General features: G+C 66.2%; 23 protein-coding genes. 18 read left to right on the top strand and 5 right to left on the bottom strand.

Features of this window, described 5'->3' with window-relative positions; translation table 11 throughout:
* Both QM612_RS12445 and QM612_RS12440 read left to right on the top strand, forming a co-directional pair.
* The coding region (locus QM612_RS12445) for a tRNA threonylcarbamoyladenosine biosynthesis protein TsaB (protein ID WP_415254202.1) at positions 1-434 on the top strand (434 nt) is incomplete at its 5' end.
* Between the two features lie 81 nt (positions 435-515).
* Positions 516-995 (top strand): hypothetical protein, encoded by a 480-nt coding sequence (locus QM612_RS12440; protein ID WP_415254201.1) that lies wholly within the window; start codon positions 516-518, stop codon positions 993-995.
* A 12-nt stretch (positions 996-1,007) separates the two neighbouring features.
* Here the strand turns inward: QM612_RS12440 and QM612_RS12435 are convergent, their stop codons facing one another.
* Positions 1,008-1,895: a TonB family protein gene (locus QM612_RS12435; RefSeq protein WP_415254204.1), complete on the bottom strand. Its 888-nt coding sequence runs from the start codon at positions 1,893-1,895 to the stop codon at positions 1,008-1,010.
* The gene (gene gshB / locus QM612_RS12430) at positions 1,892-2,854 is read right to left on the bottom strand and encodes a glutathione synthase (protein WP_415254200.1); all 963 of its coding nucleotides are present in this window, start codon (positions 2,852-2,854) and stop codon (positions 1,892-1,894) included. Before gshB ends, QM612_RS12435 begins: the two co-directional genes overlap by 4 nt.
* Positions 2,855-3,014: 160 nt before the next feature.
* Here gshB and pilG point away from each other — a divergent pair, with 160 nt between their 5' ends.
* From pilG to QM612_RS12395, 7 genes are all read left to right on the top strand, one after another.
* The gene (gene pilG, locus QM612_RS12425) at positions 3,015-3,416 is read left to right on the top strand and encodes a twitching motility response regulator PilG (RefSeq protein ID WP_415254199.1); all 402 of its coding nucleotides are present in this window, start codon (positions 3,015-3,017) and stop codon (positions 3,414-3,416) included.
* Between the two features lie 19 nt (positions 3,417-3,435).
* A complete protein-coding gene (locus QM612_RS12420) occupies positions 3,436-3,801 on the top strand; it encodes a response regulator transcription factor (protein ID WP_415254198.1) in 366 nt (121 codons plus the stop codon).
* A 207-nt stretch (positions 3,802-4,008) separates the two neighbouring features.
* Complete coding sequence (locus tag QM612_RS12415) at positions 4,009-4,563, top strand: chemotaxis protein CheW (RefSeq protein WP_415254203.1); 555 nt, start codon at positions 4,009-4,011, stop codon at positions 4,561-4,563.
* A gap of 33 nt (positions 4,564-4,596) precedes the next feature.
* Positions 4,597-6,612, top strand: a complete 2,016-nt coding sequence (locus tag QM612_RS12410; protein ID WP_415254197.1) for a methyl-accepting chemotaxis protein — start codon at positions 4,597-4,599, stop codon at positions 6,610-6,612.
* Positions 6,613-6,693: 81 nt separating this feature from the next.
* Positions 6,694-12,240: an Hpt domain-containing protein gene (locus QM612_RS12405; protein ID WP_415254196.1), complete on the top strand. Its 5,547-nt coding sequence runs from the start codon at positions 6,694-6,696 to the stop codon at positions 12,238-12,240.
* Positions 12,237-13,214 (top strand): chemotaxis protein CheB, encoded by a 978-nt coding sequence (locus QM612_RS12400; RefSeq protein ID WP_415254195.1) that lies wholly within the window; start codon positions 12,237-12,239, stop codon positions 13,212-13,214. The genes QM612_RS12405 and QM612_RS12400 overlap by 4 nt, the downstream gene beginning before the upstream one ends.
* 11 nt (positions 13,215-13,225) lie before the next feature.
* A complete protein-coding gene (locus QM612_RS12395) occupies positions 13,226-13,696 on the top strand; it encodes a chemotaxis protein CheW (protein WP_415254194.1) in 471 nt (156 codons plus the stop codon).
* Here the strand turns inward: QM612_RS12395 and QM612_RS12390 are convergent.
* Entirely contained in the window at positions 13,693-14,424 is a 732-nt protein-coding gene (locus tag QM612_RS12390; protein ID WP_415254193.1) for a 16S rRNA (uracil(1498)-N(3))-methyltransferase, read from the bottom strand. The genes QM612_RS12395 and QM612_RS12390 overlap by 4 nt on opposite strands.
* A 52-nt stretch (positions 14,425-14,476) precedes the next feature.
* Positions 14,477-15,859, bottom strand: coding sequence for an adenosylmethionine--8-amino-7-oxononanoate transaminase (gene bioA, locus QM612_RS12385; protein WP_415254192.1), 1,383 nt, complete (start codon positions 15,857-15,859; stop codon positions 14,477-14,479).
* Positions 15,860-15,912: 53 nt separating this feature from the next.
* Between bioA and nudE the strand changes: the two genes are divergently transcribed.
* The 4 genes from nudE to QM612_RS12365 all read left to right on the top strand — a co-directional run bounded on the left by nudE (position 15,913) and on the right by QM612_RS12365 (position 18,637).
* Positions 15,913-16,467, top strand: coding sequence for an ADP compounds hydrolase NudE (gene nudE / locus QM612_RS12380; protein ID WP_415254191.1), 555 nt, complete (start codon positions 15,913-15,915; stop codon positions 16,465-16,467).
* Positions 16,454-17,239, top strand: coding sequence for a 3'(2'),5'-bisphosphate nucleotidase CysQ (gene cysQ, locus QM612_RS12375; RefSeq protein WP_415254190.1), 786 nt, complete (start codon positions 16,454-16,456; stop codon positions 17,237-17,239). Before nudE ends, cysQ begins: the two co-directional genes overlap by 14 nt.
* A 133-nt stretch (positions 17,240-17,372) precedes the next feature.
* Positions 17,373-18,254 carry a nucleoside triphosphate pyrophosphohydrolase gene (gene mazG, locus QM612_RS12370; RefSeq protein ID WP_415254189.1) on the top strand — a complete coding sequence of 294 codons (882 nt, stop codon included), beginning with the start codon at positions 17,373-17,375 and terminating at the stop codon, positions 18,252-18,254.
* An 80-nt stretch (positions 18,255-18,334) separates the two neighbouring features.
* On the top strand, positions 18,335-18,637 hold the full coding sequence (locus tag QM612_RS12365) for an Mpo1-like protein (protein ID WP_415254188.1): 303 nt from the start codon (positions 18,335-18,337) through the stop codon (positions 18,635-18,637).
* Positions 18,638-19,264: 627 nt separating this feature from the next.
* Here QM612_RS12365 and QM612_RS12360 read toward each other — a convergent pair.
* Positions 19,265-19,606 carry a DMT family protein gene (locus tag QM612_RS12360; protein WP_415254187.1) on the bottom strand — a complete coding sequence of 114 codons (342 nt, stop codon included), beginning with the start codon at positions 19,604-19,606 and terminating at the stop codon, positions 19,265-19,267.
* A gap of 102 nt (positions 19,607-19,708) precedes the next feature.
* Between QM612_RS12360 and QM612_RS12355 the strand changes: the two genes are divergently transcribed.
* From QM612_RS12355 to QM612_RS12335, 5 genes are all read left to right on the top strand, one after another.
* Positions 19,709-20,410 carry a response regulator transcription factor gene (locus QM612_RS12355; RefSeq protein ID WP_415254186.1) on the top strand — a complete coding sequence of 234 codons (702 nt, stop codon included), beginning with the start codon at positions 19,709-19,711 and terminating at the stop codon, positions 20,408-20,410.
* A 17-nt stretch (positions 20,411-20,427) separates the two neighbouring features.
* A complete protein-coding gene (locus tag QM612_RS12350; RefSeq protein WP_415254185.1) occupies positions 20,428-21,117 on the top strand; it encodes a sensor histidine kinase in 690 nt (229 codons plus the stop codon).
* Positions 21,118-21,216: 99 nt separating this feature from the next.
* A complete protein-coding gene (locus QM612_RS12345) occupies positions 21,217-22,779 on the top strand; it encodes an efflux RND transporter periplasmic adaptor subunit (RefSeq protein WP_415254184.1) in 1,563 nt (520 codons plus the stop codon).
* Positions 22,779-23,492 (top strand): ABC transporter ATP-binding protein, encoded by a 714-nt coding sequence (locus QM612_RS12340; protein WP_415254183.1) that lies wholly within the window; start codon positions 22,779-22,781, stop codon positions 23,490-23,492. The genes QM612_RS12345 and QM612_RS12340 overlap by 1 nt, the downstream gene beginning before the upstream one ends.
* On the top strand, positions 23,489-24,549 hold a 1,061-nt coding region (locus QM612_RS12335), incomplete at its 3' end, for an ABC transporter permease (RefSeq protein ID WP_415254182.1). The genes QM612_RS12340 and QM612_RS12335, both read left to right, overlap by 4 nt.

Raw genomic sequence — 24,549 nt, 5'->3', positions numbered from 1 at the left:
TTCCTTCCCATCTCCCCGCGTGGGGGGTTTGGGTGCCGAGGGGGGGTGCGGGCCACATCATCGCCGCCATCGACGCGCGCATGGGCGAGGTGTATCTGGGCGCGTTCGCCCGCGATGGCGATGGCCTTGTTGCACTGTCGGACGAGGTTGTGGCGAAACCGGATGCGGTGGCAATCCCGGATGGCGATGGCTGGCATGGCGTCGGCACCGGCTTTGCTGCCGCCGATGGCGCGCTGGCGGCGCGGCTTGGCGGGCGGCTGGCCTCGGTGGATGCGCAGGCGCTGCCGCATGCAGCGGACGTGGCCCGCCTTGGTGCGCTGCTGTTTGCGCGTGGTGGCGCGATCGCGCCGGAGCGCATCGAACCGGCCTACCTGCGCAATGACGTGGCGCTGACCATCGCCCAGCGGCAGGCGCTGGGCGTGTCAAAGGGCTGAGGCCAGCGCGGCAAAGGGTTGCAGGGTGATTTCAGCGGGTTATGCTGCAGGACAGCATGATTGTCCTCCGGAGTAATGCGAGTGCGTAGAAGCCTGTTCCTGATCGCCATGTTGCTGGCAGTGCCGGCGGTCGCCGAAGACGTGGCGTTCCAGCGCCATGTGCTCGATGTTGACACGTCGCTGGAGCACCGCCCGATCCGTGGCATCAGCGGCACGCAGTACGCTTTTCCCGGCACCAGCGGGCGGATCATGGACAAGGCGCAGGCCTGCATGCAGGGCGTGGAGGGCTTGGTCGTCGCCTCGTCCGATACCGAAAAGGGGCGGCTGGAAGTGGGCGTGCGGATCGGTTACCGCAAGCGCTGGGCCGACCGCGGCGTTGCCAGCAAGATGACGGTCGAAGCCGGCGACGGCGTGTTCCGCATCACCCATTCCGACCTGCGCTACATGCAGGAAGACAGCGGCGGCTATGTGCCGCTCGCGCACAGGCAAGGCGATTGGGATGGCGCGCTGGAAGAGCTGATCGCGCGCGAACAGCGCGTGATCGACTGCATGTTCCGTTGATCGCGGCGCGGTTCAGCGATCCACCAGTTCGCCGCCGGGCAGGAACTGCCACGTCCGGGTGACGTGCAGCACGTCCGGGTCATCCTGCGTCTTTGGCAGCGGCGCAAACGGCTGCGACAGCTGGACGATGCGAATGGCGGCCTGGTCCAGCATCGGAATATGGCTGGACTGGATGATGCGCGTGCTTTCCACGCTGCCGTCGCGGCGCACGCCCACGCTGATGACCACAAGGCCACCGATGCGGCGGCGGCGCGCTTCGTCCGGATAGTTCAGGTTGCCCACGCGCTCCACACGGTCCACCCAGCCACGGAGGTATTCGGCCCAGGCGTATTCCCGGGTACTGGCGGAGACGAACTTGCGCTTCGGGCGCTTGGCGTATTCCTGCGAGCGCAGCTGGATTTCGGCGGCAAGCCGTGCCATTTCGATGTCGCGCTCGATTTTCTCGCGGCCCTGCGGGGCGATATTGGCATCGACCTGCGGCTGCGGTCTGGCGGCAGGCAGCACATTCTCGCCACGGGTCGATGCCGCCACGCGCGCGTCCGGCGGCGGGCTGGGCGCGGGCGACTGCGCGCGCAGCGGACGTGGTGCCAGCCCATCCTCCGGCTGCGGCAGCGGGCCGGCCTGCGGCGCGGTGGGGCGGCTGCTCTTGGCGTCTTCGCCGCCGCCCTGATTGTTGGCCTGCGCCATGAAATCCGCCTGCTGCGGCGTCAGCGGCGTCTGCGTGCGGGTCAGGATCACGTCCAGCGTCGGCATCAGCGGCGCGGCATTTTCCACCGCAAAACCAATGCCGAGGATCAGCATCGCGTGCAGCAGCACGGACAGCACCATGGTGGCGGTCAGGCGCTCGGATTCACCGATCCGGGGTGCTGCCGGCATTGGGGGTGCAGCGGCTGCCATCAGCGCCTCGCCAGTGCCTCGATGCGGTCAAACAGCAGGCCTGCGATGTTCAGGCCGAACTGCGCGTCCAGCTCGCGGATGCAGGTGGGGCTGGTGACGTTGACCTCGGTCAGGTAGTCGCCGATCACGTCCAGCCCGACGAACAGCATCCCGCGCCGACGCATTTCAGGGCCCACCTGCGCGGCGATCCAGCGGTCACGTTCGGTCAGTGGGCGGCCTTCGCCGCGCCCGCCAGCGGCCAGGTTGCCGCGGAACTCGTCGCCCTGCGGGATGCGCGCAAGGCAGTAGTCCACCGGCTCGCCATCGACCAGCAGGATGCGCTTGTCGCCATCCACGATTTCCGGGATGTAGCGCTGGGCGATGGCAAGGTGACGCCCGCCTTCGGTCAGGGTTTCCAGGATCACGTTGAGGTTGGCATCACCCGCGCGGGCCCGGAAGATCGAGCGCCCGCCCATCCCGTCCAGCGGCTTCAGCACGGCGTCCCCGTGTTCGCCCACGAACGCCTTGAGCGCGGCGGCATCGCGGCTGACCAGCGTCGGCGGGCAGCACTGCGGGAACAGCAGCGCCGCCAGTTTTTCGTTGAAATCGCGCAGCCCCTGCGGATCATTCACCACCAGCGCGCCCTGATGCTGCGCCAGGGCGAGGATCTGGGTGTCGTGCAGGTAGTTCGCATCCACCGGCGGATCGGTGCGCATCAGCACCACCTGACCCGGCCCGAATGCAAGTTCCTTCCACCCGCCCAGCGTGAAATGATCGCCGGGTGTGTCGCGCAGCGTCAGTGGCGCAGCGATTGCCAGCGCACGTGCGCCGCGCACCGCAAGCCCGCCGGGGCGCACGTAATGCAGCCGGTGGCCGCGCCGCTGCGCTTCCAGCAGCATCGCGAAACTGGAGTCCTTGGTGGTCTTGATGGCCTCGATCGGATCCATCACCACCACCACGTCGAGCACCGTCGATTGCGCCATTTTCATGCCCGGAAAGAGGTGCGTGGATGGTAGCAGGCGACGTGCTGCGACCATTGGGGTGACGCAATGCGGCGCTTGACAGGCCGCGTGCATGCTGGGATATAGACAGCCCGTACCGCGCGAAGACGCGGCGGCAAGCGACGAGCGCAGAGGGGAACACATGGCGCAGCAGGACGGTACGAGCATCGACCTCAAGGGTTTGAGGGTGATGGTCATTGATGATTCCAGGACGATCCGGCGCACGGCGGAAACGCTGCTTGTGCGCGAAGGCTGCGAGGTGGTGACCGCCACCGACGGCTTCGAGGCGCTGTCGAAGATCGCCGACCACGATCCACAGATCATCTTCGTGGACATCATGATGCCGAGGCTGGACGGCTATCAGACCTGCGCGCTCATCAAGAACAACCAGACCTTCAAAAACGTGCCGGTCATCATGCTTTCGTCGAAAGATGGTTTGTTCGACAAGGCCCGTGGCCGTATCGTGGGATCCGAGCAATATCTGACCAAGCCGTTCACGCGGGAAGAACTGCTTGGCGCGATCCGGACTTACGTCAACGCCTGACCGGGGGGTAGGGCAGCACATGGCACGCATTCTTCTCATCGAGGACTCGCCGACCGAAGCGGCGGTGATGGCCCAGTTGCTGGAACGCAACGGGCATCAGGTCTCCACCTCCGGCAGCGCCGAGGACGGCATCGCCAGCTGCAAGCGCGACATGCCCGATCTGGTGCTGATGGACGTGGTGCTGCCCGGCATGAACGGCTTCCAGGCAACCCGCGCGCTTTCGCGCGACGCCGACACCAGCCACATCCCGGTGCTGATCGTCAGCACCAAGAGCCTCGATACCGACCGCGTCTGGGGCTTGCGCCAGGGTGCCCGGGACTACATCGTCAAACCACCGCGCGAGCAGGACCTGATCGCGCGGATCAATGCACTGATCGGGCACTGAGTCATGGCCAAGCGCGGCAAGCACAAGAACAAGGGCACGCCGCAGGCGTCTGCGCCGGTTGCGGCGCAGGTGCAGGACGCCCGTGCCGCTGCCGAACAGACGGAGACGGAAGCGGTCGAAGCCGGGTTCGCAACGCTCGATGCCGTGGCTGATGCCGACAGCAGCACGCCTGAAACCATCGAAGCCTTGGCAGCGCCCGCGCGCCCCGTGCGGCAGCCGCTTGCGCGCGACCGTCGCACCCCGTTCCTGGTGCTGGCCGATTACGAACAGCGCAGCCTGGCCCATGTCGCCGGCCTGCCGGAGCAGCTCGACGCGCCCGGCCTGTGGCGCGGCGTGGCCTATCGGGTCGGCAGCCACCGGCTGGCATCGGGTTTCGACGAGGTGGTCGAAATCCTGCCGATGCCGCAGCTCACCCATGTTCCCGGCTCGCTGCCGTGGATGCTGGGCGTGGCCAACGTGCGCGGTACCCTGCTGCCGGTGGTTGACCTCAAGCAATTCCTGGAAGGCGAACGCACCGTGTTGCACGAAAGCCAGCGCGTGCTGGTGGTGCGCCAGCCAGGCGGTGAAGTCGCCGTCACCATCGATGAACTGTACGGTCAACGCAGCTTCGTCGATGGTCAGGGCATCGACAAGGACACGGTCGCGGAAGGGCGTTACGCGCACTTCATCGACCGCGCTTACCACATGAACGACCAGGACTGGGGCGTGTTCAGCCTCGATCGCCTGAGTCGTACCCCCGAGTTCCGCCAAGCCGCCGCCTAATCCGCGGACTCCCAAGCAAGCCGAGGTCGCAACATGAGCACTATGATGGATTCCGTCGCCGGCAAGGGCCGCAATCTCAGCACCAACTTCTGGATCTGGTTGCTGATCGGTTCGCTGCTCGTGTTCGCGGGCAACACCCTGTACGCCACCACCAAGGCCTCGCGCCTCGGTGGTGCCAGTACCTCGGCATCGCGCCTGCAGTTGAACTCGCAGCGCCTCGCCAACCAGGGCCGGGAGGCGATCGAGGGCAACCCGCAGGCCTTCGACGCATTCAAGGCCACCAAGCAGGAAGTCGATCAGGACATCAAGACCCTGAACGACCGTTTCGGCGACGCCGCCGGCGTGTCCGGGCCGATCCGCACCGTCACCAACACCTGGGATCCGCTGTCCAAGCGCGCCGACGAAGTGCTGGGCTCGCAGCAGGCGGTGCTGGCGCTGGCCGGTCGCGCCGACAGCTTCACCGGCAAGGTGCCGCAGCTGCAGGCGCAGCTGAATGAAGTGGTGCGCGGGCTGGCTTCGGGCGGTGCAACGTCTGGCCAAGTATTCACTGCGCTGCAGCAGGTGGTGACCTCGGCGGCCATGGCCCGCCGCATCGCCGAGCTTCGCGCCGGTGGTGATGGCGCGCAGGTGGCAGCAGACGCACTGGGCCGCGATGCCGCCGTGTTCGACCGGTCGATGAACGCGCTGCGCAACGGCGGTGGTGACATCGCCAAGGTGACGGCAGCAGGTGCGGTTGGCCCGCTGAACCAGGCCAACACCCTGTGGGAAGGCATGAAGAAGGATCTGGACGCCATCGTCGGCGACTCCAAGCGCCTGATCGGTGCGCAGACCTCGGCGGCGGCGCTGGCCACCGGTTCCGACAAGCTGTTGGCCGACAGCGAAAGCCTGTTCGCGGCCTTCACCTCGTTCGGCTCGCTGAAGGACACCAGCATCATCGGCGGCGTCTGGATCAGCATCCTGTCCGGTGCGCTGGCGCTGGCCTCCATCGCCGGCCTGTTGTGGGCACTGGGCCGCGCCCAGCGTGTCCGCTACCAGACCACCAAGGAACTGAACGACCGCAACCAGGAGGCGATCATGCGCCTGCTGGATGAAATGGGTTCGCTCGCAGAAGGCGACCTGACCGTGAAGGCGACCGTGACCGAGGACATGACCGGCGCGATCGCGGACTCGATCAACTTCGCCGTGGAACAGCTGCGCACTCTGGTGGCAACCATCAACGACACCTCGGTGCAGGTGGCGTCCAGCGCGCAGGAAACGCAGGCCACCGCCATGCATCTGGCCGAAGCTGCGGAACACCAGGCGCAGGAAATCAACTCCGCCACCGACCGCATCAACGAAATCGCGTCCAGCATTAACCAGGTGTCGCGCAACTCCGCAGACTCCGCGGAAGTGGCGCGCCGCTCGGTGCAGATCGCGACCAACGGTGCCGGCGTGGTGCGCCAGACGATCGCCGGCATGGACAGCATCCGCGACCAGATCCAGGAAACCTCCAAGCGCATCAAGCGGCTGGGTGAAAGCTCGCAGGAAATCGGCTCGATCGTGGAACTGATCAACGACATTTCCGAACAGACCAACATCCTCGCGCTGAACGCGGCAATTCAGGCGGCATCCGCCGGTGAGGCCGGCCGCGGGTTCGCGGTGGTGGCCGACGAAGTGCAACGCCTCGCGGAACGCTCCTCGAACGCGACCAAGCGCATCGAATCGCTGGTGCAGACCATTCAGGCCGATACCAACGAAGCCGTGTCGTCGATGGAACAGACGACCTCGGAAGTGGTTGCCGGTGCGCGTCTGGCCGAAGACGCGGGTACCGCGCTGGGCGAGATCGAAAAGGTGTCCAGCGACCTGTCCGGGCTGATTCAGGGCATCTCGGTTGCGGCGCAGGAGCAGTCCAGCGCGGCATCCAACATCACCCAGGCCATGAACACCATCCAGTCGATCACCGCGCAGACCTCGCAGGGTGCCAGCCAGACCGCCGAGTCGATCGGCAACCTGGCCCAGCTCGCCGCCGACCTGCGTCGTTCGGTCGCCGACTTCAAGCTGCCCGCCTGAACGCAGACCAGCACTAGGGAACGGGATGAACAGCACCCTCCAGGCCAGCCCCGCAGCGCGGGGCGTTGACGGAGCCACGCCATGACGACGGGGCTGCGGGATGCCATCGACCACACCGCACTCGGCTGGGTGAAACCGGAGATCGACGAGACCCTGCGCCAGGCGCGCCTGGCGATCGAGGCCTTCGTCGAAAACCCGGGCGATCCCTCGCCGATGCGGGCCTGCGCAGGCCATCTGCACCAGGTGCAGGGCACGCTGCGCATGCTGGAACTGCAGGCGCCGGCGATGGTGGCGGGCGAAATGGAGGCGCTGGCAAGCGCGCTGCATGCCGGCAGCCCGGCCCAGCGCGACGAAGCGCTGGCGGCGCTGATGCGCGGCGTGGTGCAGTTGCCGGATTATCTGGAACGCCTGCAAGGCGGTCATCGCGACATCCCGATCGTGCTGTTGCCGCTCATCAACGAACTGCGCGCAGCACGCGGCATCGATGCCCTGCAGCAGGACGCATTGCCCAGCCTGCTGGTGGCCCCCACCGAGGCCGAAATCGAACACGCGCGCGGCAGCCTTGCCGGGCGCAACCGCGCGCTGCTGGACACCGTCTCTGCCGCGCTGAAGGAAGACCTGCTGCGGGTGAAGGACGCGCTGGACCTGTTCCTGCGCGGCGGTCGCGGCGACGTGGCGGAACTGCAGCCGCAGGCCGAAGCGCTGGGGCGCATTGGCGAAACCCTGAACATGCTGGGCCTGGACGCCGCGCGTGGCGTGGTGCAGGAACAGCGCAAGGTGGTCGATAGCATCGCCACCGGTGCGCGTCCGCCGAGTGACAACGACCTGCTGGAAGTGGCCGGCGCGCTGATCTTCATCGAGCATTCGCTGGACGATCAGGTCGCCCGTCTGGGCAATGGCGAAGCTGGCGATGGCAACCAGCTTGCGCTGGAATCGCGCAAGGTCATGTCCACGCTGGCGCGCGAGGCCGCAGCCAACTTTTCCGAAGTGCGAAGCGCCTTCGTCGCCTTCGTCGAAACCGGCTGGGACCACGCCGTGCTTGACCCGGTGCCGCGCCTGCTGGCGGAGGTCGCCGGTGCGATGCGCATCCTCGACCTGCCCGAGCCGGCCGGTTATCTGGAAGCGCTGCGCCGCTACAGCCACGCCGAGCTGATCGAGGCGAAGAACGTGCCGGGTGGTCGCCAGCTGGACACGCTGGCCGATGCACTGGCTGCCATCGAGTATTACCTGGAATCGCTGGGCGACCCGCTGGGCCAGCGCCAGGATCTGCTGGACAAGACCCGCGATAGCCTGGAGCAGTTGAAATACTGGCCGCTGCCCGACGACAAGGTGGCGGTGTTGCCCGAGGCCGCGCACGATGCGCCGCAAGCCGCGCCGGAACCGGAAGCCGCCACCCTCGCGCAGGACGAGCCGGCACAGGCCGAGCCCGCCGTGGCCGCGACCGTCAGCACGCATGCCGACGCGCCCGCCATCAATGCCGGCTTCGAATCCGCCGGCGATGAAATCGACGACGAAATCCGCGAAATCTTCCTGGAAGAGTTCGAGGAAGAAATCGGCAACCTCGACGGCCTGTTGCCCGCATGGCGGCTGGTGCCGGAAGACGGTGAACTGCTGCGCCCGATCCGCCGTGTCTTCCACACCCTGAAGGGCAGTGGCCGGCTGGTGGGTGCCAAGGTGCTGGGCGAGTTCAGCTGGCATGTCGAGAACATGCTCAACCGCGTGCTGGATGGCAGCCGTCCGGCCAGCCTGGCGGTGGTTGCCTATGTCGGTCAGGCGCGTGCCGCACTGCCGCAGCTGCATGCCGCGTTGCGCGGCCAGGCCGGTGTCAGCATCGACATCGCAGCGATGCAGGAAGTCGCCGACCGCCTTGCCGCAGGCGAGGACGTGCTGCTGGACGCCGCGCCGACCGCTGCGGCTCCGTCGCCGCCGGAACCGGTGCAGCCGGCTGTCGAAGCCACCGCAGACACGGTCGCGGTAGAAGTCGATCCGGTGCTGCTCGACATCCTCAGTACCGAGGTGGGTGGCCATCTGGAAACCATGGATGCGTGGCTGGCCCACGCCCGCGCGGGGCAGACCGGTGCCAGCGATGCGCTGTTGCGCGCCATCCATACCCTCAACGGTGCCTTCGCGATGACCGAAGTGCCGTCCGTCACCGCCTTCACCACGCCGGCTGAAGGCTATGTCAAGCGTTTGCTGGCTGCCGGTACGCCGGTGGATGCCGAAGGCGTGGCCGCGCTGGGCGAGGTGGCCGATGCCATCCGCGCTTCCACCGTGGCCTTGCAGGCCGCGCCGGCGCAGGTGCCGGTGTACGCCGCGCTGGCGACCCGCGTGGCGAGCCTGCGCGACGCCCTGCCGGAAGCCAGTCTGCCGTTCATCGATCCGGCTGCGGATGCCGCCCGTCTCGAAGCGGAAGCCGCAGCGGAAGCAGAACGCCTTGCCGCCGAACAGGCGGAGGCAGAACGCATCGCAGCGGAACAAGCGGCACGCCTCGAAGCCGAACGCCTCGCTGCGGAAGAAAGCGCGCGTCTGGAAGCAGAACGCATCGCTGCCGAACAGGCCGCAGCCGAGCGTTTGGCCACCGAAGAGGCTGCACGTCTGGAAGCCGAGCGCATCGAGGCCGAGCGCATCGCAGCGGAAGAAGCCGAAGCTGCGCGCCTCGAAGCCGAGCGTATTGCCGCCGAACAGGCAGAAGCCGAGCGGCTTGCGGCGGAAGAAGCCGCGCGCCTTGCCGCCGAGCGTCTCGAAGCAGATCGCCTTGCCGCAGAAGAAAGTGCGCGCCTGGAAGCGGAGCGTCTTGAAGCCGAGCGCATCGCAGTGGAAGAAGCCGAAGCTGCGCGCCTCGAAGCCGAGCGTATTGCCGCCGAACAGGCCGAAGCCGAGCGGCTTGCGATGGAAGAAGCTGCGCGTCTGGAAGCTGAGCGTCTCGAAGAAGACCGCCTTGCCGCCGAAGAAGCCGCGCGCCTTGAAGCAGAGCGGCTCGAAGCCGAACGCATCGCAGAGGAAGAAGCAGAAGCTGCACGCCGCGAAGCGGAGCGTCTTGCCGACGAACAGGCCGAGGCCGAGCGCCTGGAAGCCGAACGCATCGCCGCGGCCCGCGCCGAAGCCGAGCGCCGCGAGGCCGAACGCCTTGCCGCAGAAAGGGCAGAAGCCGAACGCATCGAAGCCGAACGCCGCGCTGCGGAAGCCGCCGCTGCCGCCAAGGCACGCGAGCAGGCTGCACTGGCTGCGCTGCTGTCTGCCGCCACCACGGCGGAAGACCCGGACGAAGCGCTGGACATGGACGGGCTGGATGCGGAGCTGGTCGATATCTTCCTTGAGGAAGGTGGCGACCTGCTCGACCACTCCGATGGCCTGCTGGCACAGTTGCGTGAAACCCCGGACGACCAGGAACTGATCGTTGGCCTGCAGCGCGACCTGCACACGCTGAAGGGCGGTGCGCGCATGGCCGGCATCATGCCGGTGGGCGAGCTGGGCCATGCGATGGAAACCCTGCTGGAAGCCGTGGCCGCGCAGCGTGCCGAGCTCGGTGCAGACGGCGTGCCGCTGCTGGAGCGCGGGTTCGACCGCCTGCACGGCATGATTACCCGTGTCACCGCGCGCCGTGCCATCGGCATGCCGGTGGGGCTGATCGACGAGTTCAACGCCCGCGCCGAAGCGCCGATTCCGGTACCGCAGGAAGCGGTGGATACCGATGCTGGCATGGCGCTTGCGCCGTCGGTGCCGGTGCGCAAGGTCGAACTCAAGCCGCTGTCCGCGCCGATGCTGGACGATGGCTTCGGCGACGACGACATCGGCGCGCGCGCGCCGCAGGAACAGGTGCGCATCCGCGCCGACCTGCTTGACAGGCTGGTGAACTACGCGGGCGAGGTGGCGATCTATCGCGCCCGTCTGGAACAGCAGCTGGCGGCATTCCGTGGCACCGCGCAGGAAATGGAGCAGACCAACCTGCGTCTGCGCGACCAGCTGCGCCGCCTTGATGCCGAAACCGAAGCGCAGATCATCGCCCGCTACCAGCGCGAGAGCGAAGCCGGCAACGAAACCTTCGATCCGCTGGAACTCGACCGCTTCAGCACCCTGCAGCAGCTTTCGCGCGCGCTGGCCGAATCGGCAGCCGACTTGCAGAGCCTGCACGGGTCGATGGAAGACCTGACCCGCAACTACGAAACCCTGCTGACCCAGCAGTCGCGGGTGAGCTCCGATTTGCAGGAAGGCCTCATGCGCACGCGCATGCTGCCGTTCGATTCGCTGGTGCCGCGCCTGCGCCGCGTGATCCGTCAGGCTGCCGGCGAAACCGGCAAGCAGGCCCAGCTCAAGCTGGACGGCGCGCAGGGCGAACTCGACCGCAACGTGCTGGAGCGCATGACCGCGCCGCTGGAGCACATGCTGCGCAACGCCATCGCGCATGGTCTGGAAAGCCCGGATGCCCGCCGCAAGGCCGGCAAGCCGGAGGAAGGCAGCATCCGCGTGGCGGTGCGCCGCGAAGGTTCGGAAGTCGTGCTGCAGGTCAGCGACGACGGTGCCGGCCTGAACCGCGACGCGATCCGCGCGCGCGGCATCGAGCGCGGCCTGATCCGGGCCGACGCGGTGCTGGCCGATGGTGATCTTGACCAGCTCATCCTCGAGCCCGGCTTCTCCACCGCCGAAACCGTCAGCCGCCTCGCCGGTCGCGGCGTTGGCATGGACGTGGTCGCCAGCGAAGTCCGCCAGCTCGGTGGCTCCATCGACATCAGCACCCGTCCGGGCGAAGGCACCACCTTCACCCTGCGCCTGCCGCAGACGCTGGCGGTCACCCAGGCGGTGTTCGTCAAGATCGGCGACACCGAATACGCGGTGCCGATTGCCTCGGTGCGCGGCGTGGGCCGCATCAGCCGCGAGGACATGGCGAAGGACGGCGCGAGCTACCGCTACGGTGGCGAGGACTACGTGCTGCACGATCTGGGTTCGCTGGTCGGCACGGCTTCGGTCAAGGCCGAAGGTCAGATGCAGGTGCCGCTGCTGCTGGTGCGTTCCGGTGAACTGCGTGCAGCAGTTGCCATCGATCAGGTGGTCGGCAACCGCGAAATCGTGGTGAAGTCCGGTGGCCCGCAGCTGGCGTCGGTGCCGGGCATTTTCGGTGCCACCATCATGGGCGATGGCCGCGTGGTGGTGATCCTCGACGTCGCGCCGCTGGTGCGCCGCCACGCCGCGATGCCGCGCGATGCCGCGCCGGTCGTGCAGGTCAGCGAACAGCGCCGGGTGCCGCTGGTCATGGTGGTGGACGACTCGGTCACCATGCGCAAGGTCACCGGGCGCGTGCTGGAGCGCCACAGCTTCGAGGTTGCCACCGCGAAGGACGGTTTGGACGCGCTGGAACGCATGGCCGAGATCATCCCCGACCTCATGCTGCTCGACATCGAAATGCCGCGCATGGACGGCTATGAACTCGCGACGGCGATGAAGGCCGACCCGCGCATGCGCAATGTGCCGATCATCATGATTACCTCGCGTACCGGCGAGAAGCACCGCGAGCGCGCCATGCAGATCGGCGTCGAACGTTACCTCGGCAAGCCGTATCAGGAAGTCGAACTCATGCGCAACGTGTTCGAGCTGCTCAAGCTGGAGCGCGGCGGCGACGGCACGCTGCAATGACCCGCAAGCGCGTGGTGGTGCTGGCGCGCGCGGGTGCCGCGCGCGAACGCACCGAGGCGGCAGTGGCGCAGGCCGGCGCGGAACTGGCTGCCAGCCTGGACGCGGCGACGGCGGGCGAGGCGGACATCCGCGCCGCCAGCCCGGATGCGCTGCTGATCGTGCTGGATCCGGTGGCCGAGCAGGCGCTGGATCGGCTCGATGCGCTGCTGGCCGACCCGTCGATCGATGTGATGTTCGACGACGCCGATATTGCTGCGCGTCGTGATGGCTGGGAGGCCGCGCGCTGGGCGCGCCATCTGGCTGCAAAACTGCACGGGCATGACGATGTGCTGCCGCAGACGAACAGGGTTGATGCGGCGGACAGCAATGCCGCATTCCTGGACGACATGGCGCGCCTCAGCGTTGAAGTTGCGGCATTGCCGGACGTGCCTGCCGCGCGTACTGCCATCACCCGGCAAGGCGCGGTGGTGCTGGCTGCCGGCATCGGCGGGCCGGACGCAGTGCGCCAGTTGCTGGGCGGCTTGCCGGCGGGGTTTCCGCGCCCGGTGCTGCTGTGCCAGCACATCGAAGGCGGCCAGTACGACAAGCTGGTGCGGCAGATGCAGCGCGCAACCCAGATGCAGGTGGTGCTGGCGCAGGCCGGTGACGTGTTGCAGGCCGGCACGGTGCATGTCATGCCGCCCGGCCTGGATGTGCAGGACGGCGCGGATGGTTTCATCTTTGTCGAATCCGCGCAGGCACCGACCTTCGCCGCGCTGCCACAGGCCGACAGTGCGTTGCTGCTGCTCAGTGGTGCCGATGCTGCGCTGGTCGATCCGGCACTGTCGATGCGCTGGGCCGGTGGCCTTGTGTTGGGGCAATCTGCCGAAAACTGTTTCGATCCTGCCGCCAGCAATGCGCTGGTGGCACGCGGTGGCGAGGCTTACACGCTGGCCGCGCTTTCCCGCAAACTGCTTGAACGCTGGCCCGCCTGAGGTAGCCCATCATGTCCGACAACGAACAGATCATCCGTGGCGTGCTGATCCAGGTGGCAGACGCACGCCTGCTGCTGCCCAACGCGACCATCGCCGAGGTGCTGTCCTTCGCCGATCCCGAGCCGGTGGCGAACGCCCCGGACTGGCTGCTGGGCCGCATCCGCTGGCGCGGCTGGCAGTTGCCGCTGGTGGCGTTCTCGCGCTTTGCCGGCATCGCCGACGAGAAGGGCGGGCTGGGCAGCAAGGTGATCGTGCTGAAGGCATTGGGCGGTGATCCCAAGCATCCCTTCTTCGCCGTGCTGACGCAGGGCTTCCCGCGACTGGTCACGGTGACCGAGGCCGCGCTTTCCTCAGAAGGTGATGACGCCAACGTGCCGGCCGGCGTGCTGGCCCGCGTGCGCCTGAACGAGGACGACGCGCTGGTGCCCGACCTCGCCGTGCTGGAAGAAAGCCTGGTCGAGGCGCTGGCGGCTGCGGCCTAAGCCATATCCCCGCACAAAGCCTGCAACGCGCTGATCGCGGCAATGCCGGCGGTTTCGGTGCGCAGCACGCGCGGGCCAAGGCGCAGGCCATCAAAACCGGCGGCAACAAGTTGTTCTCGGTCGCGCGGCGACCAGCCGCCTTCCGGGCCAATCGCAATCGTGCATGCAGTCAGTTGCGTCGCCTGCAATGACGACAGTGATGCCTCGGCAAACGGGTCGAGGATGAAGCCGTGCCCTTCGCGCAAACCAGCGGCGGATGCCAGCGGCTGCGGTGGTGCGACCTCCGGCACGATGGCGCGCCCGCTCTGTTCGCAGGCGGAAATCACGACCTCCCGCCAGTGTGCCAGCCGCTTGTCGGCGCGCTGCGCGTCCAGCTTCACCTCGCTGCGGTCGCAGCTGACCGGCAGCACGCGGGCCACGCCAAGTTCGGTGGCCTTCTGCAGGATCCAGTCCATCTTCTCGCCGCGCGCGATGCCTTGCAGCAGCACGATCCGCAGCGGTGATTCGTTGCTGATGCGGCGCGTGGCGAGGATTTCCGCACGCGCCCCGCGCTTGCCGGCTTCGATGATGCGCGCATCGAAGTCATGGCCGTCGCCATTGAACAGCACGCAGGCATCGCCTGCCTGCAGGCGCAGCACGCGCAGCAGGTGTGCGGCAACGTCATCCGGCAGTGCGATGGTGTCACCGACGCGCAGGGGCAGTTCGACGTAGCTGCGGGTCAGGCGCATCGGATTTTCCTCTCCCTCCCCTTCAAGGGGAGGGCTGGGGTGGGGATGGTGTTCACGCCGTCGCTTCCAGAATTGCGCTTTGCGTAACCCGCGCCAGCAGATCGAGTTGTTCGTCGTCGATGCAGTATGGCGGCATCCAGTACAGCACGTCGCCCAGTGGGCGCAGCACCACGCCTTGTTCCAATGCGGCGCGATAGGCATGCAGGCCGATGCGCGACGCGGCATCGAACGGCGTGCGCTTGTCGCCATGCTTCGTCAGCTCGAACGCCACGATCATCCCGGCCTGTCGCGCGTCCGCCACATGCGGCAGCGAAGCGATGGCTTGTGCATGCACAGCCATCTTCGCGGCGGTGATGCGGTTGCGTGCCAGCACATCATCGCTATCGAAGATCGCAAGTGATGCAAGTGCCGCCGCGCAGGCCAGCGGGTTGCCGGTATAGCTGTGCGAATGCAGGAAGGCGCGCTCGCGCGAATCGTCGAGGAAGCCGTCATAGATCGCCTGCGTCGCCAGCACCGCCGCCAGCGGCAGGAAGCCGCCGGTCAAACCCTTCGACAGGCACAGAAGATCAGGCTGGATGCCGGATTGCTCACAGGCAAACATCGTGCCGGTGCGCCCGAAGCCAACCGCGATCTCGTCCGCGATCAGCAGCACGCCGTGCGCATCGCACAGCTCACGCACGCGGCGCAGGTACAGCGGGTCGTGCATGCGCATGCCGCCGGCGCACTGCACGCGCGGTTCCAGGATCAGCGCGCAGACTTCGCCGGCGTGCTGTTCCAGCAATTCGCGCAGGGCATCAGCGGCGCGCTGTGCGCATTGCGCGGGCGATTCGCCGGGCTGCGCCAGATAGGCATCGGGTGAGGGCGCGAACAGCGCTTCGGCCAATAGCGGTGCATACACGCGGCGGTACAGCGGGATGTCGCCCACCGACAGCGCGCCGATGGTTTCGCCGTGGTAGCCGTTTTCCAGCGCCACGAACTTCGTGCGCCGCGTTTCGTCGCGATTGCGGAACCAGTGGAAGGCCATCTTCAGCGCCACTTCCACGCCCGCCGAACCGTTGTCGGCATAGAACACCTTGGCCAGCGGCGCGCGGCCCTCGCCGTTGACAGAATGTTCGCGCGGGGCGATGGCCAGCAGCTTTTCCGCCAGTTCCACCGCAGGCTGGTGCGAGAACCCGGCAAGGATCACCTGCTCCAGCGTGCCTGCCTGCGTGGCAATCGCCCCGGCGATGCGAGGCTCGGCGTGGCCGAACAGGTTGGTCCACCAGCTGCTGACCGCATCCAGATAGCGCTTGCCGTCGCGCCCGATCAGCCATGTGCCTTCGCCGCGTTCGATGGGCACCAGCGGCAGCACGTCCGGGTGCTCGCGCATCTGCGTGCAGGGGTGCCAGAGCACGCGCAGGTCGCGCGCGCGCCACGCATCGGCCCCGGCTATCATGTCGGCATCGTGAACCCTTTCCATTCCGCCATTATCGCCGCAGGAGCCGCGCCATGAGCCGCCGCCTGCCCGTCATCCACGGCATCACCGAGCACGACGCCGGCCCGTACCGCATGGAGCGGCTCGACCTTGAGTTCAGCAACGGTGAGCGCCGCCGCTACGAACGCCTGCACGGGCGCGGCCACGGCGCTGTCGCGGTGGTGCCGATGCTGGATGCGCAAACCGTGTTGCTGGTGCGCGAATACGCCGCCGGTGTGCATCGCTACGAGCTGGGGCTGGTCAAGGGCCGCATCGATGCCGGCGAGACGCCGGAGCAGGCTGCCAATCGCGAACTGATGGAAGAAGCCGGCTACGGCGCGCACCGCATCGACGTGCTGCGCAGCCTCAGCCTTGCGCCGACCTACATGAGCCACCAGACGCACATCGTGCTGGCGCGCGACCTGTACCCGCAGCGCCTGCCCGGCGACGAGCCGGAGGAGCTGGAGGTGGTGCCGTGGAAGCTGGACGAAATCGGCCAGTTGCTGGGGCGCGAGGAGTTTTCCGAAGGCCGCAGCATCGCGGCGTTGTTCGTTGCGCGCGAATGGTTGAAGCAGCATGCGGGCGAATGAGGCGTTGCGCGATGCGGTGATCGCCATCGTGCGTGAAGCCGCCGGTGAAATCCTGTCGATCTATGACAGTCAGTTCGCGGTGCAGCACAAGGATGATGCCTCGCCGCTGACCGCTGCCGACCTTGCCGCGCATCGCTGCATCGTGGCCGGCCTGCACGCGCTGACGCCGGACGTGCCGGTGCTGTCGGAAGAATCCAAGGCCATCGACATCGCCAAGCGTCGCCAGTGGCGCAGGTTCTGGCTGGTCGATCCGCTGGACGGCACCCGCGAGTTCATCAAGCGTAATGGCGAGTTCACCGTCAACATCGCGCTGATCGAGGACGGTGTTGCCACGCTCGGCGTGATCCAGCAGCCCACCACCGGCGCGCTCTGGCATGGCGCGCCTAGCCTTGGTGCATTCCGGCGCGAGGGGGATGTGGATGTGGCGATCCATGCGCGCATTCCCGCATTGCCGCCGCTGCGCATCGCCGCCAGCCGTTCGCATCGCGACGCGCGCACGCAGGCAGTGATCAACGCGCTGCCGGGTAGCGAAGTGGTGGGCTGCGGCTCGTCGCTGAAGTTCTGCAGGATTGCCGAGGGTGTCATCGACCTGTACCCGCGCTTTGGCCCCACCAGCGAATGGGACACGGCTGCAGGGCAGGCGATCCTGGAAGCCGCAGGCGGCATGGTGCTTGATCCGCATGGCCGGCCCTTCCGCTACAACCAGCGCGACACGCTGCTCAATGGCGATTTCATTGCGCTGGGTGACATTGCGCTGCGCGAATGTCTTTAGCTGCTTTGGCTGTCATTCCCGCGAAGGCGGGAATCCATGGACTTTGATTTTCAATGGGTTAGCGATCCATGGATCGGACAGGCAATTGTCTGTCAGGGGCGGCCCGCCTTCGCGGGAATGACGAGCAAAAATCATGAAAGACAATCGCGACATCACAAGCCTGCTCGCCATCATGGCCAAGCTGCGCAACCCCGATGGCGGCTGCCCGTGGGATCTTCAGCAGGATTTTTCCACCATCGCGCCCTACACCATCGAGGAAGCCTACGAGGTCGCCGACGCCATCGACCGCGGCGACATGGCCGACTTGAAGGATGAACTTGGCGATCTGCTGCTGCAGGTGGTGTTCCACGCACGGATGGCGGAAGAAGCTGGTGTGTTTGCCTTCCCGGACGTGGTGGCGGCGATTTGTGACAAGATGATCCGGCGGCATCCACACGTCTTTGACGCACAGGGACATGCCAATGCTGCGGGAGGCAGGATGCCGGGAGCGGCAGCCGAAGTGGATGCCGATGACAGCGCCGCCGTCATGCGCAATTGGGATGCGATCAAGCGCGCGGAGCGCGAGGCGAAAGGTGATGCCGATACATCGGCATTGGCCGGCATCTCGCGTGGTCTGCCGGAATGGCAGCGTGCAGTGAAATTGCAGCACAAGGCGGCCAAGGTCGGCTTTGACTGGCCGGGGCCTGCGCCGGTGCTGGACAAGCTGCACGAGGAAATCGACGAGGTGCGGGTGGAGTTCGACGCGGTTGCCGCTGATCCGTTTGATGCCGCTGCACGCGATCGGCTGGAGGAGGAGCTTGGCGACGTGTTGTTCGTCTGCGCCAATCTTGCCCGGCATGCGAAGGTCGATGTGGGCGCGGCGCTGCGGCGCGCCAATCTGAAGTTCGAGCGCCGCTTCCGTGCGATGGAGGCGCTGGCAGCAGCCGATGGTGGTCTTGCCGGCAAGTCGCTTGAAGCGCAGGATCGTTACTGGGAACAGGCCAAGGCGGCGGAAAAATCCGCCAGGCAACCGTAGAGGCGGAGCTTGCTCCGCTTGTCAGTGCCATGCCGAGCAAGCTCGGCATCTACGCGCCAAGCCAAGGGAGTAAACAACGTATGCCGGCTTTCACCAGCTTCCGCGAGTTCTATCCGTTCTATCTCGGCGAACATCGCAACGTCACCTGCCGCCGCCTGCATTTTGCCGGCAGCAGCTTCGCCATCGGTTTCATCGTGCTGGCGATCAAGAGCGGCAATGCATGGTGGCTGCTGGCGGCGCTGCTGTCCGGCTATGCCTTCGCTTGGATCGGGCATTTCTTCTTTGAAAAGAACCGCCCCGCCACCTTCAAGCATCCGTTGTATTCCTTCGCCGGCGATTGGGTGATGTACAAGGACATCCTGATCGGCAGGATTCCGTTTTGAGATTGATAGTTGCCAGAAAAGAGAGCTGATCCGTTATGCCTTGCAGCATTACGAATCAGCTCTGATTTTTACGCTTGGGTGATGCCGAGTGGAGAACTTCAGGGAGAGTAGCTTCCCACGAACGAAGATCCTTCCGGTGTCACTACATAGACTCTGCAATCCTTGTTCGCATCTGAACAAGCAGTAACGAGTTGCAATCGAGCGTCTGTTGGGGACAGGTTGCCAACTTGTGCATCTTTCTGGATTGTTGGGCGTGCGCTCGGCATGGTCGTATCCCTTGGGCGCGGGTATTGACCCATTTCCCGGCAGCCAGAGTAATCGCAGTAATGTACGGTGCAAGTGGTTGCATTACAGGTGATGATAGTGCAGCCCGTGGAGCAGTTCGTTACTGGCCCGGTGCCCGGTGGGTTGGGAGATGTCTGGGCAACGGATTGCTGTGGTAGGAGCATAAGCGCACTCAAAGTGAGGATTGCGCTGAGAAGGCAGTTCTTCATTCTCATTGTCGTCTCCATCAAGATCGTCTGGTGGAAATCTGGCCGCATCCTGTCACGGAACTTATCGTGAGTGTGTCAAGCAAACAACGTAACTTTAGTCTGATCGCGGGCCCGGATCCATGCGGTGTCGGCTTCAATCCAGAAAGATCAGCCACGCCGCAACGACGATCAGGGCAAAGCCGGCCCAGTGGTTCCACTTCATCGGCTGGCCCAAATACCACACGCTGAAACCGGCGAATACCAGCAAGGTGATGACCTCCTGCATGCCCTTGAGCTGCGGTGCGTTGTAGTACGCGCTGCCCATGCGGTTGGCCGGGATCATCAGCAGGTATTCGAAGAAGGCGATGCCCCAGCTGACCACGATCACCTTCCACAGCGCGACTTCCTTGTACTTCAGGTGCGCGTACCAGGCAAAGGTCATGAACACGTTGGAGAACACCAGCAGCAGGGGCGGCAGCAAGCGGTCGATGGGCATGGCGTTTGGCGGGCATGAAAGATGCCAAAGGGTAAGCCTTCACGCGGCTTCCACCACGGTTCCCGCAGGATTTCACAAAGCTGAAGCAATTGTGGGGAAGGCATGCGCGCACAGGAACAGCCGGGTTTGATCCTCATCGTGGAAGACAACCGCAACATCTCGGAGATGGTGGGCGAGTATCTGGAAGGCCGGGGCTTCGAGGTGGATTACGCCTCCGACGGTCTTGATGGCTATCGGTTGGCCTCGGAAAACAGCTACGACGTGATCGTGCTGGATCTGATGCTGCCGCGTCTGGACGGCATCGAAGTGTGCAAGCGCCTGCGCAACGAGGCGCGCAAATCGACGCCGGTGCTGATGCTGACCGCGCGTGACACGCTGGACGAAAAACTGACCGGCCTGTCATCCGGCGCGGATGATTACCTGACCAAGCCGTTCGCGATCCAGGAACTGGAAGCCCGTTTGCGCGCGCTGATCCGGCGCGAGCGCCGGCAGGTGGGTTCCGAAATACTGAAGGTAGCCGATCTGGCGCTGGATCCGTCCTCGTTGCGTGCAACCCGTGGTGGCGTGGAGTTGCAGCTTTCACCCATCGGCATGCGCCTGCTCACCATCCTGATGCGCGAATCGCCGCGCGTGGTCAGCCGGCAAGAGATCGAACGCGAAATCTGGGGCAACGGCCTGCCGGATTCGGACACCTTGCGCAGCCACCTGTACAACCTGCGCAAGGTGATCGACAAGCCGTTCGACAAGCCGCTGCTGCATACCGTGCAGAGCGCCGGCTATCGCATCGCCGACGTCATGGGTTGATTGGGATGGCGATGCCCATGCCGAAGGCCATCGATCCTCAGGTCGCCGCACGCGAGCGTGAGCGCGAATTCACCCGCGACGCCAGCCATGAACTGCGCACGCCGCTGACGGTGATCCGGGTTGCAAGCGATCTGATCGGCCACGACGAAGGATTGTCGGAACGTTCGCGCCGTTCGCTGGCGCGCATCCAGCATGCGGTGGCCGGGATGGAGGCGCTCATCGACGCGCTGTTGCTGCTGGCGCGTGACCACGAGGTGCCGCTGGCGACCGAGGACTTCCCGGTGCGCGAAGTGGTGGAGCACGAGGCCGAGCGCATCCGCCCGCAGCTTGCGGCCAAGGGCATCGCGCTGGTGTTGCAGGTGCAGGCGGAGCCGGAACTGCATGCGTCGCATCGCGTGTTGCAGGTGATGCTGGGCAACCTGCTAAGCAATGCCGCGCGCTTCACCGATGCCGGCGAAGTGCGCCTGCGCCTGCTGGAAGACCGCATCGAAGTGGAAGACACCGGCATCGGCATGGACGAAGTGGCAATCGCGCGTGCTTTCGATCCCTTCTTCCGTGCCAGTCCCGGCCAGCCCGCCGGGCCGGGGCTGGGGCTGTCGGTGGCACATCGTCTGGGTCAGCGCTGCGGCTGGCCGCTGCTGTTGGCAAGCGAGCCCGGGAAGGGAACCCGCGCGACCATCCTGTTCAAGGGTGACGACCGGGACTAATGGCCCGGTTGCAGGGCACGATGCGCCGCTAAGATGCGCGGCTGTCAACCGGACGTGCATCCGCGCGTTCACATCCGCGACTCCAGACCCAGAGCCAGCATGAGCCAGCCCCGCCGCGCCAAATCCCCCTTGCGCAAGATCGTCATTGCCGCCGTCGTCATCGCCGCACTTGCCGCAGGCTGGTATGTGTGGAAAGGACGCAAGGCTGCATCCGCCGAGGACGCCTGGCGCACGGTCAAGGTGGAGCGCGGCGACATCCGGGTGGTGATTTCTGCTACCGGCACGCTGAGCGCCATCACCACCGTCACCGTGGGCAGCCAGATTTCCGGACAGGTCACCGATGTGCTGGTGGACTTCAACAGCCCGGTGAAGAAGGGCGATGTGCTGGCGCGCATCGATCCTTCGACCTATCAGGCGCAGATGGAGCAGGGCAATGCCCAGATCGCCAGTGCGCAGGCGCAGTTGCGGCAGGCGCAGGCCAGCTTGCGCAATGCCACGCTGGACTTCCAGCGCAAGCGGGAACTTGTCGAACAGAAGCTGATCGCGCGCAGCGACTATGACCTGGCGCGCGCTGCGCTGGATCAGGCGCAGGCGCAGGTGAACGCGGCGCAGGCATCCATCCGCCAGCAGACGGCATCACTGAAGAACACCCAGGTCAACATCAACCGCGCGGTGATCCGCTCGCCGGTGGACGGCGTGGTGCTGACCCGCAAGATCGAGCCGGGCCAGACCGTGGCTGCCAGTTTCTCGGCCCCCGAGCTGTTCACCATCGCCGAGGATCTGGCGAAGATGAAGATCGAACTGGCCGTCGATGAATCCGACATCGGGCAGGTCAAGGTGGGGCAGGGCGTGGGCTTCACGGCCGATGCCTTCCCCGATCGCCAGTTCCGTGGCGTGGTGGAACAGGTGCGCCTGTCGGCCACCACATCGAACAATGTCGTCACCTATCCGGTGGTGGTGACCGTGGACAACAGCGACGGCACCCTGCTGCCGGGCCTGACCGTGAACGCCGAAATCGAAGTCAGCAAGCGCGAGAACGTGCTCAAGCTGGGCAATGCCGCGCTGCGCTTCAAGCCGGCGGAAGGTTCGCAGCTTGCAGAGTTGCAGCCCGAAGCGCAGGGCTCGCAGGCCGGCGGCAGCCGTGGCCCCGGTGGTGGTGCCGGCATGGCCGACGACCTGCGCACGCTGGCCGGTACGCTGGCGCTGTCGCCGGAGCAGCAGGCCGCGTTTGACGATGCGCTGGCGCAGATGCAGCAGCGACAGGCCGAGCGCAGCCAGAGTGCGCAGTCCAGCCAGTCCCAGCAGAGCGGCAACCGCCTGTTCGTTGGTGGCCCTGGGATGCGCATGGGCGGCGGGCAGGCAAGCGGCGATGCCAGCATGAAGGCGCAGATGCGTGCGCGCATGCGCGAGCGCTTCAACCAGCAGTTCGCGGCCTTCACCGCCATGCTCGACGAACGCCAGCGCGGGCTGTGGAACGCGGCGCTGGACGCGCAGCTCAACGCGCGCCGGGTGAGCATCTACAAACTGGTCGATGGCAAACCGCAGGTGGTGATGGTGCGGCTGGGTACCAGTGATGGCAGCAGCACCGAGGTGTCCGGTCGTGCCATCGCCGAGGGTGACCTGGTGATCTCCGGCGAAAACGCGGCCACGGGAGCGCCGTGATGGCGGCAGCCGGACAGGCGCCGGTGATCCTGACCCGCGGGCTGGGCAAGGTCTATTCACCCGGCAGCGAGGCCGAGGTGATCGCGCTCAAGGGCGTTGACCTGCGCATCGAGCGCGGCGAGTTTGTCGCCATCATGGGGCCGTCGGGGTCCGGCAAGTCAACGCTGATGAACCTGATCGGTTGCCTCGACACGCCGACTGCCGGCCGCTACGAATGCGATGGGGTGGACGTTTCCACGCTGGATGCGGAAGCACTGGCAACACTGCGCCGCGACAAGATCGGCTTCGTGTTCCAGGGCTTCCACCTGCTGCCGCGCATGGACGCCACCGACAACGTGGCGATGCCGCTTGGCTATGCCGCAGTGCCGCCTGCCGAACGCCGTGAGCGTGCGCTGGCGGCGCTGGCTTCGGTGGGCCTGGCCGAACGCGCAGGCCATCGCCCGAATGAACTGTCAGGTGGCCAGCAGCAGCGCGTGGCGATTGCCCGCGCGCTGGTCAACAACCCGCCGATCCTGCTGGCGGATGAACCCACCGGCGCGCTGGACAGCAAGACCGGCGAGGAAATCCTCGCCTTGTTCAAGCGCCTGCGCGATGGTGGCCACACGGTCATCCTGATTACCCATGATGCGCACGTTGCCGCGCACGCCGACCGCACCTACGTGATGCGCGATGGCGAACTGCACGCGCAGACGGAAGCGGAGGCCGCAGCATGAGTTTCCTCGACATCCTGCGCACCGCGTTCTTCGCCCTGCGCGGCAACTGGATGCGCAGCGCGCTGACATCACTCGGCGTGATCATCGGCATCGCGGCGGTGATCGTGATGGTGTCGATCGGCCAGGGTACGCAGGCCGAAATCGACAAGATGGTGTCCGGTCTTGGCTCGCAGCGGCTGGACATCAGCGGTGCCGGCGGCATGGGCCCGGGCGGAGCGCGCATTGCGCAAGGCAGCCGCTGGAGCCTGGACGATGGCGATGTGGAGGCGATCCGCAGCGAGATTGCCACCGTGCAGTACGCCGCCGGTTCTCTGCGCGGCAGCACGCAAGTGGTATTTGCCGAGAGCAATGCCGCCACCAGCTGGCAGGGCGTGCAGCCGGACTGGTTCGCGATCAACGACTGGCAGGTGGTGCAGGGCGAGGGCTTCGATGCCGGCGACTACGGCGGCAGCGCCAAACCCGTCATCCTCGGCGAGACCGTGCGCAAGGCATTGTTCGGCGAGGAAAGCGGCATCGGCCAGACCATTCGCCTTGGGCGGGTGCCGTTCACCGTGGTCGGCGTGCTGTCGGTGAAGGGGCAGGGCGGCTGGGGGCAGGATCAGGACGATCTGGTGGTGGTGCCGCTGGAAACCGCGCGGCGTCGGCTGAGCAGTTCGCAGGGCGTGCCGCCCGGCGCGGTGCGCGACATCGCCATTGGCGTGGATGACCCAAGGAACCTCACCAGTGCGCAGGCCGAGATCGAAAGCCTGCTGCGCCAGCGCCACAAGATAGAGCCGGGCGCGGATGATGATTTCACGGTGCGCAACATGAGCCAGATCATCGCCACCCGCACCGCCACCACCAACCTGATGTCCAAGCTGCTCGGCGCGGTCGCCGGCATCTGCCTCATCATCGGCGGCATCGGCATCATGAACATCATGCTGGTGTCGGTGACCGAGCGCATCCGCGAGATCGGCCTGCGCATGGCGGTGGGTGCCGGGCCATCAGACGTGCGCCGGCAGTTTTTGGCCGAGGCCATGCTGATTTCGCTGATCGGCGGGGTGATTGGCATTGCCAT

It is taken from the genome of Thermomonas sp. (genome assembly GCF_047606765.1).
In the GTDB taxonomy this organism is placed as follows: domain Bacteria; phylum Pseudomonadota; class Gammaproteobacteria; order Xanthomonadales; family Xanthomonadaceae; genus Thermomonas.
Note: the sequence above shows the minus strand (reverse complement) of the source record. Positions and strands in the feature narration are given on the sequence as shown.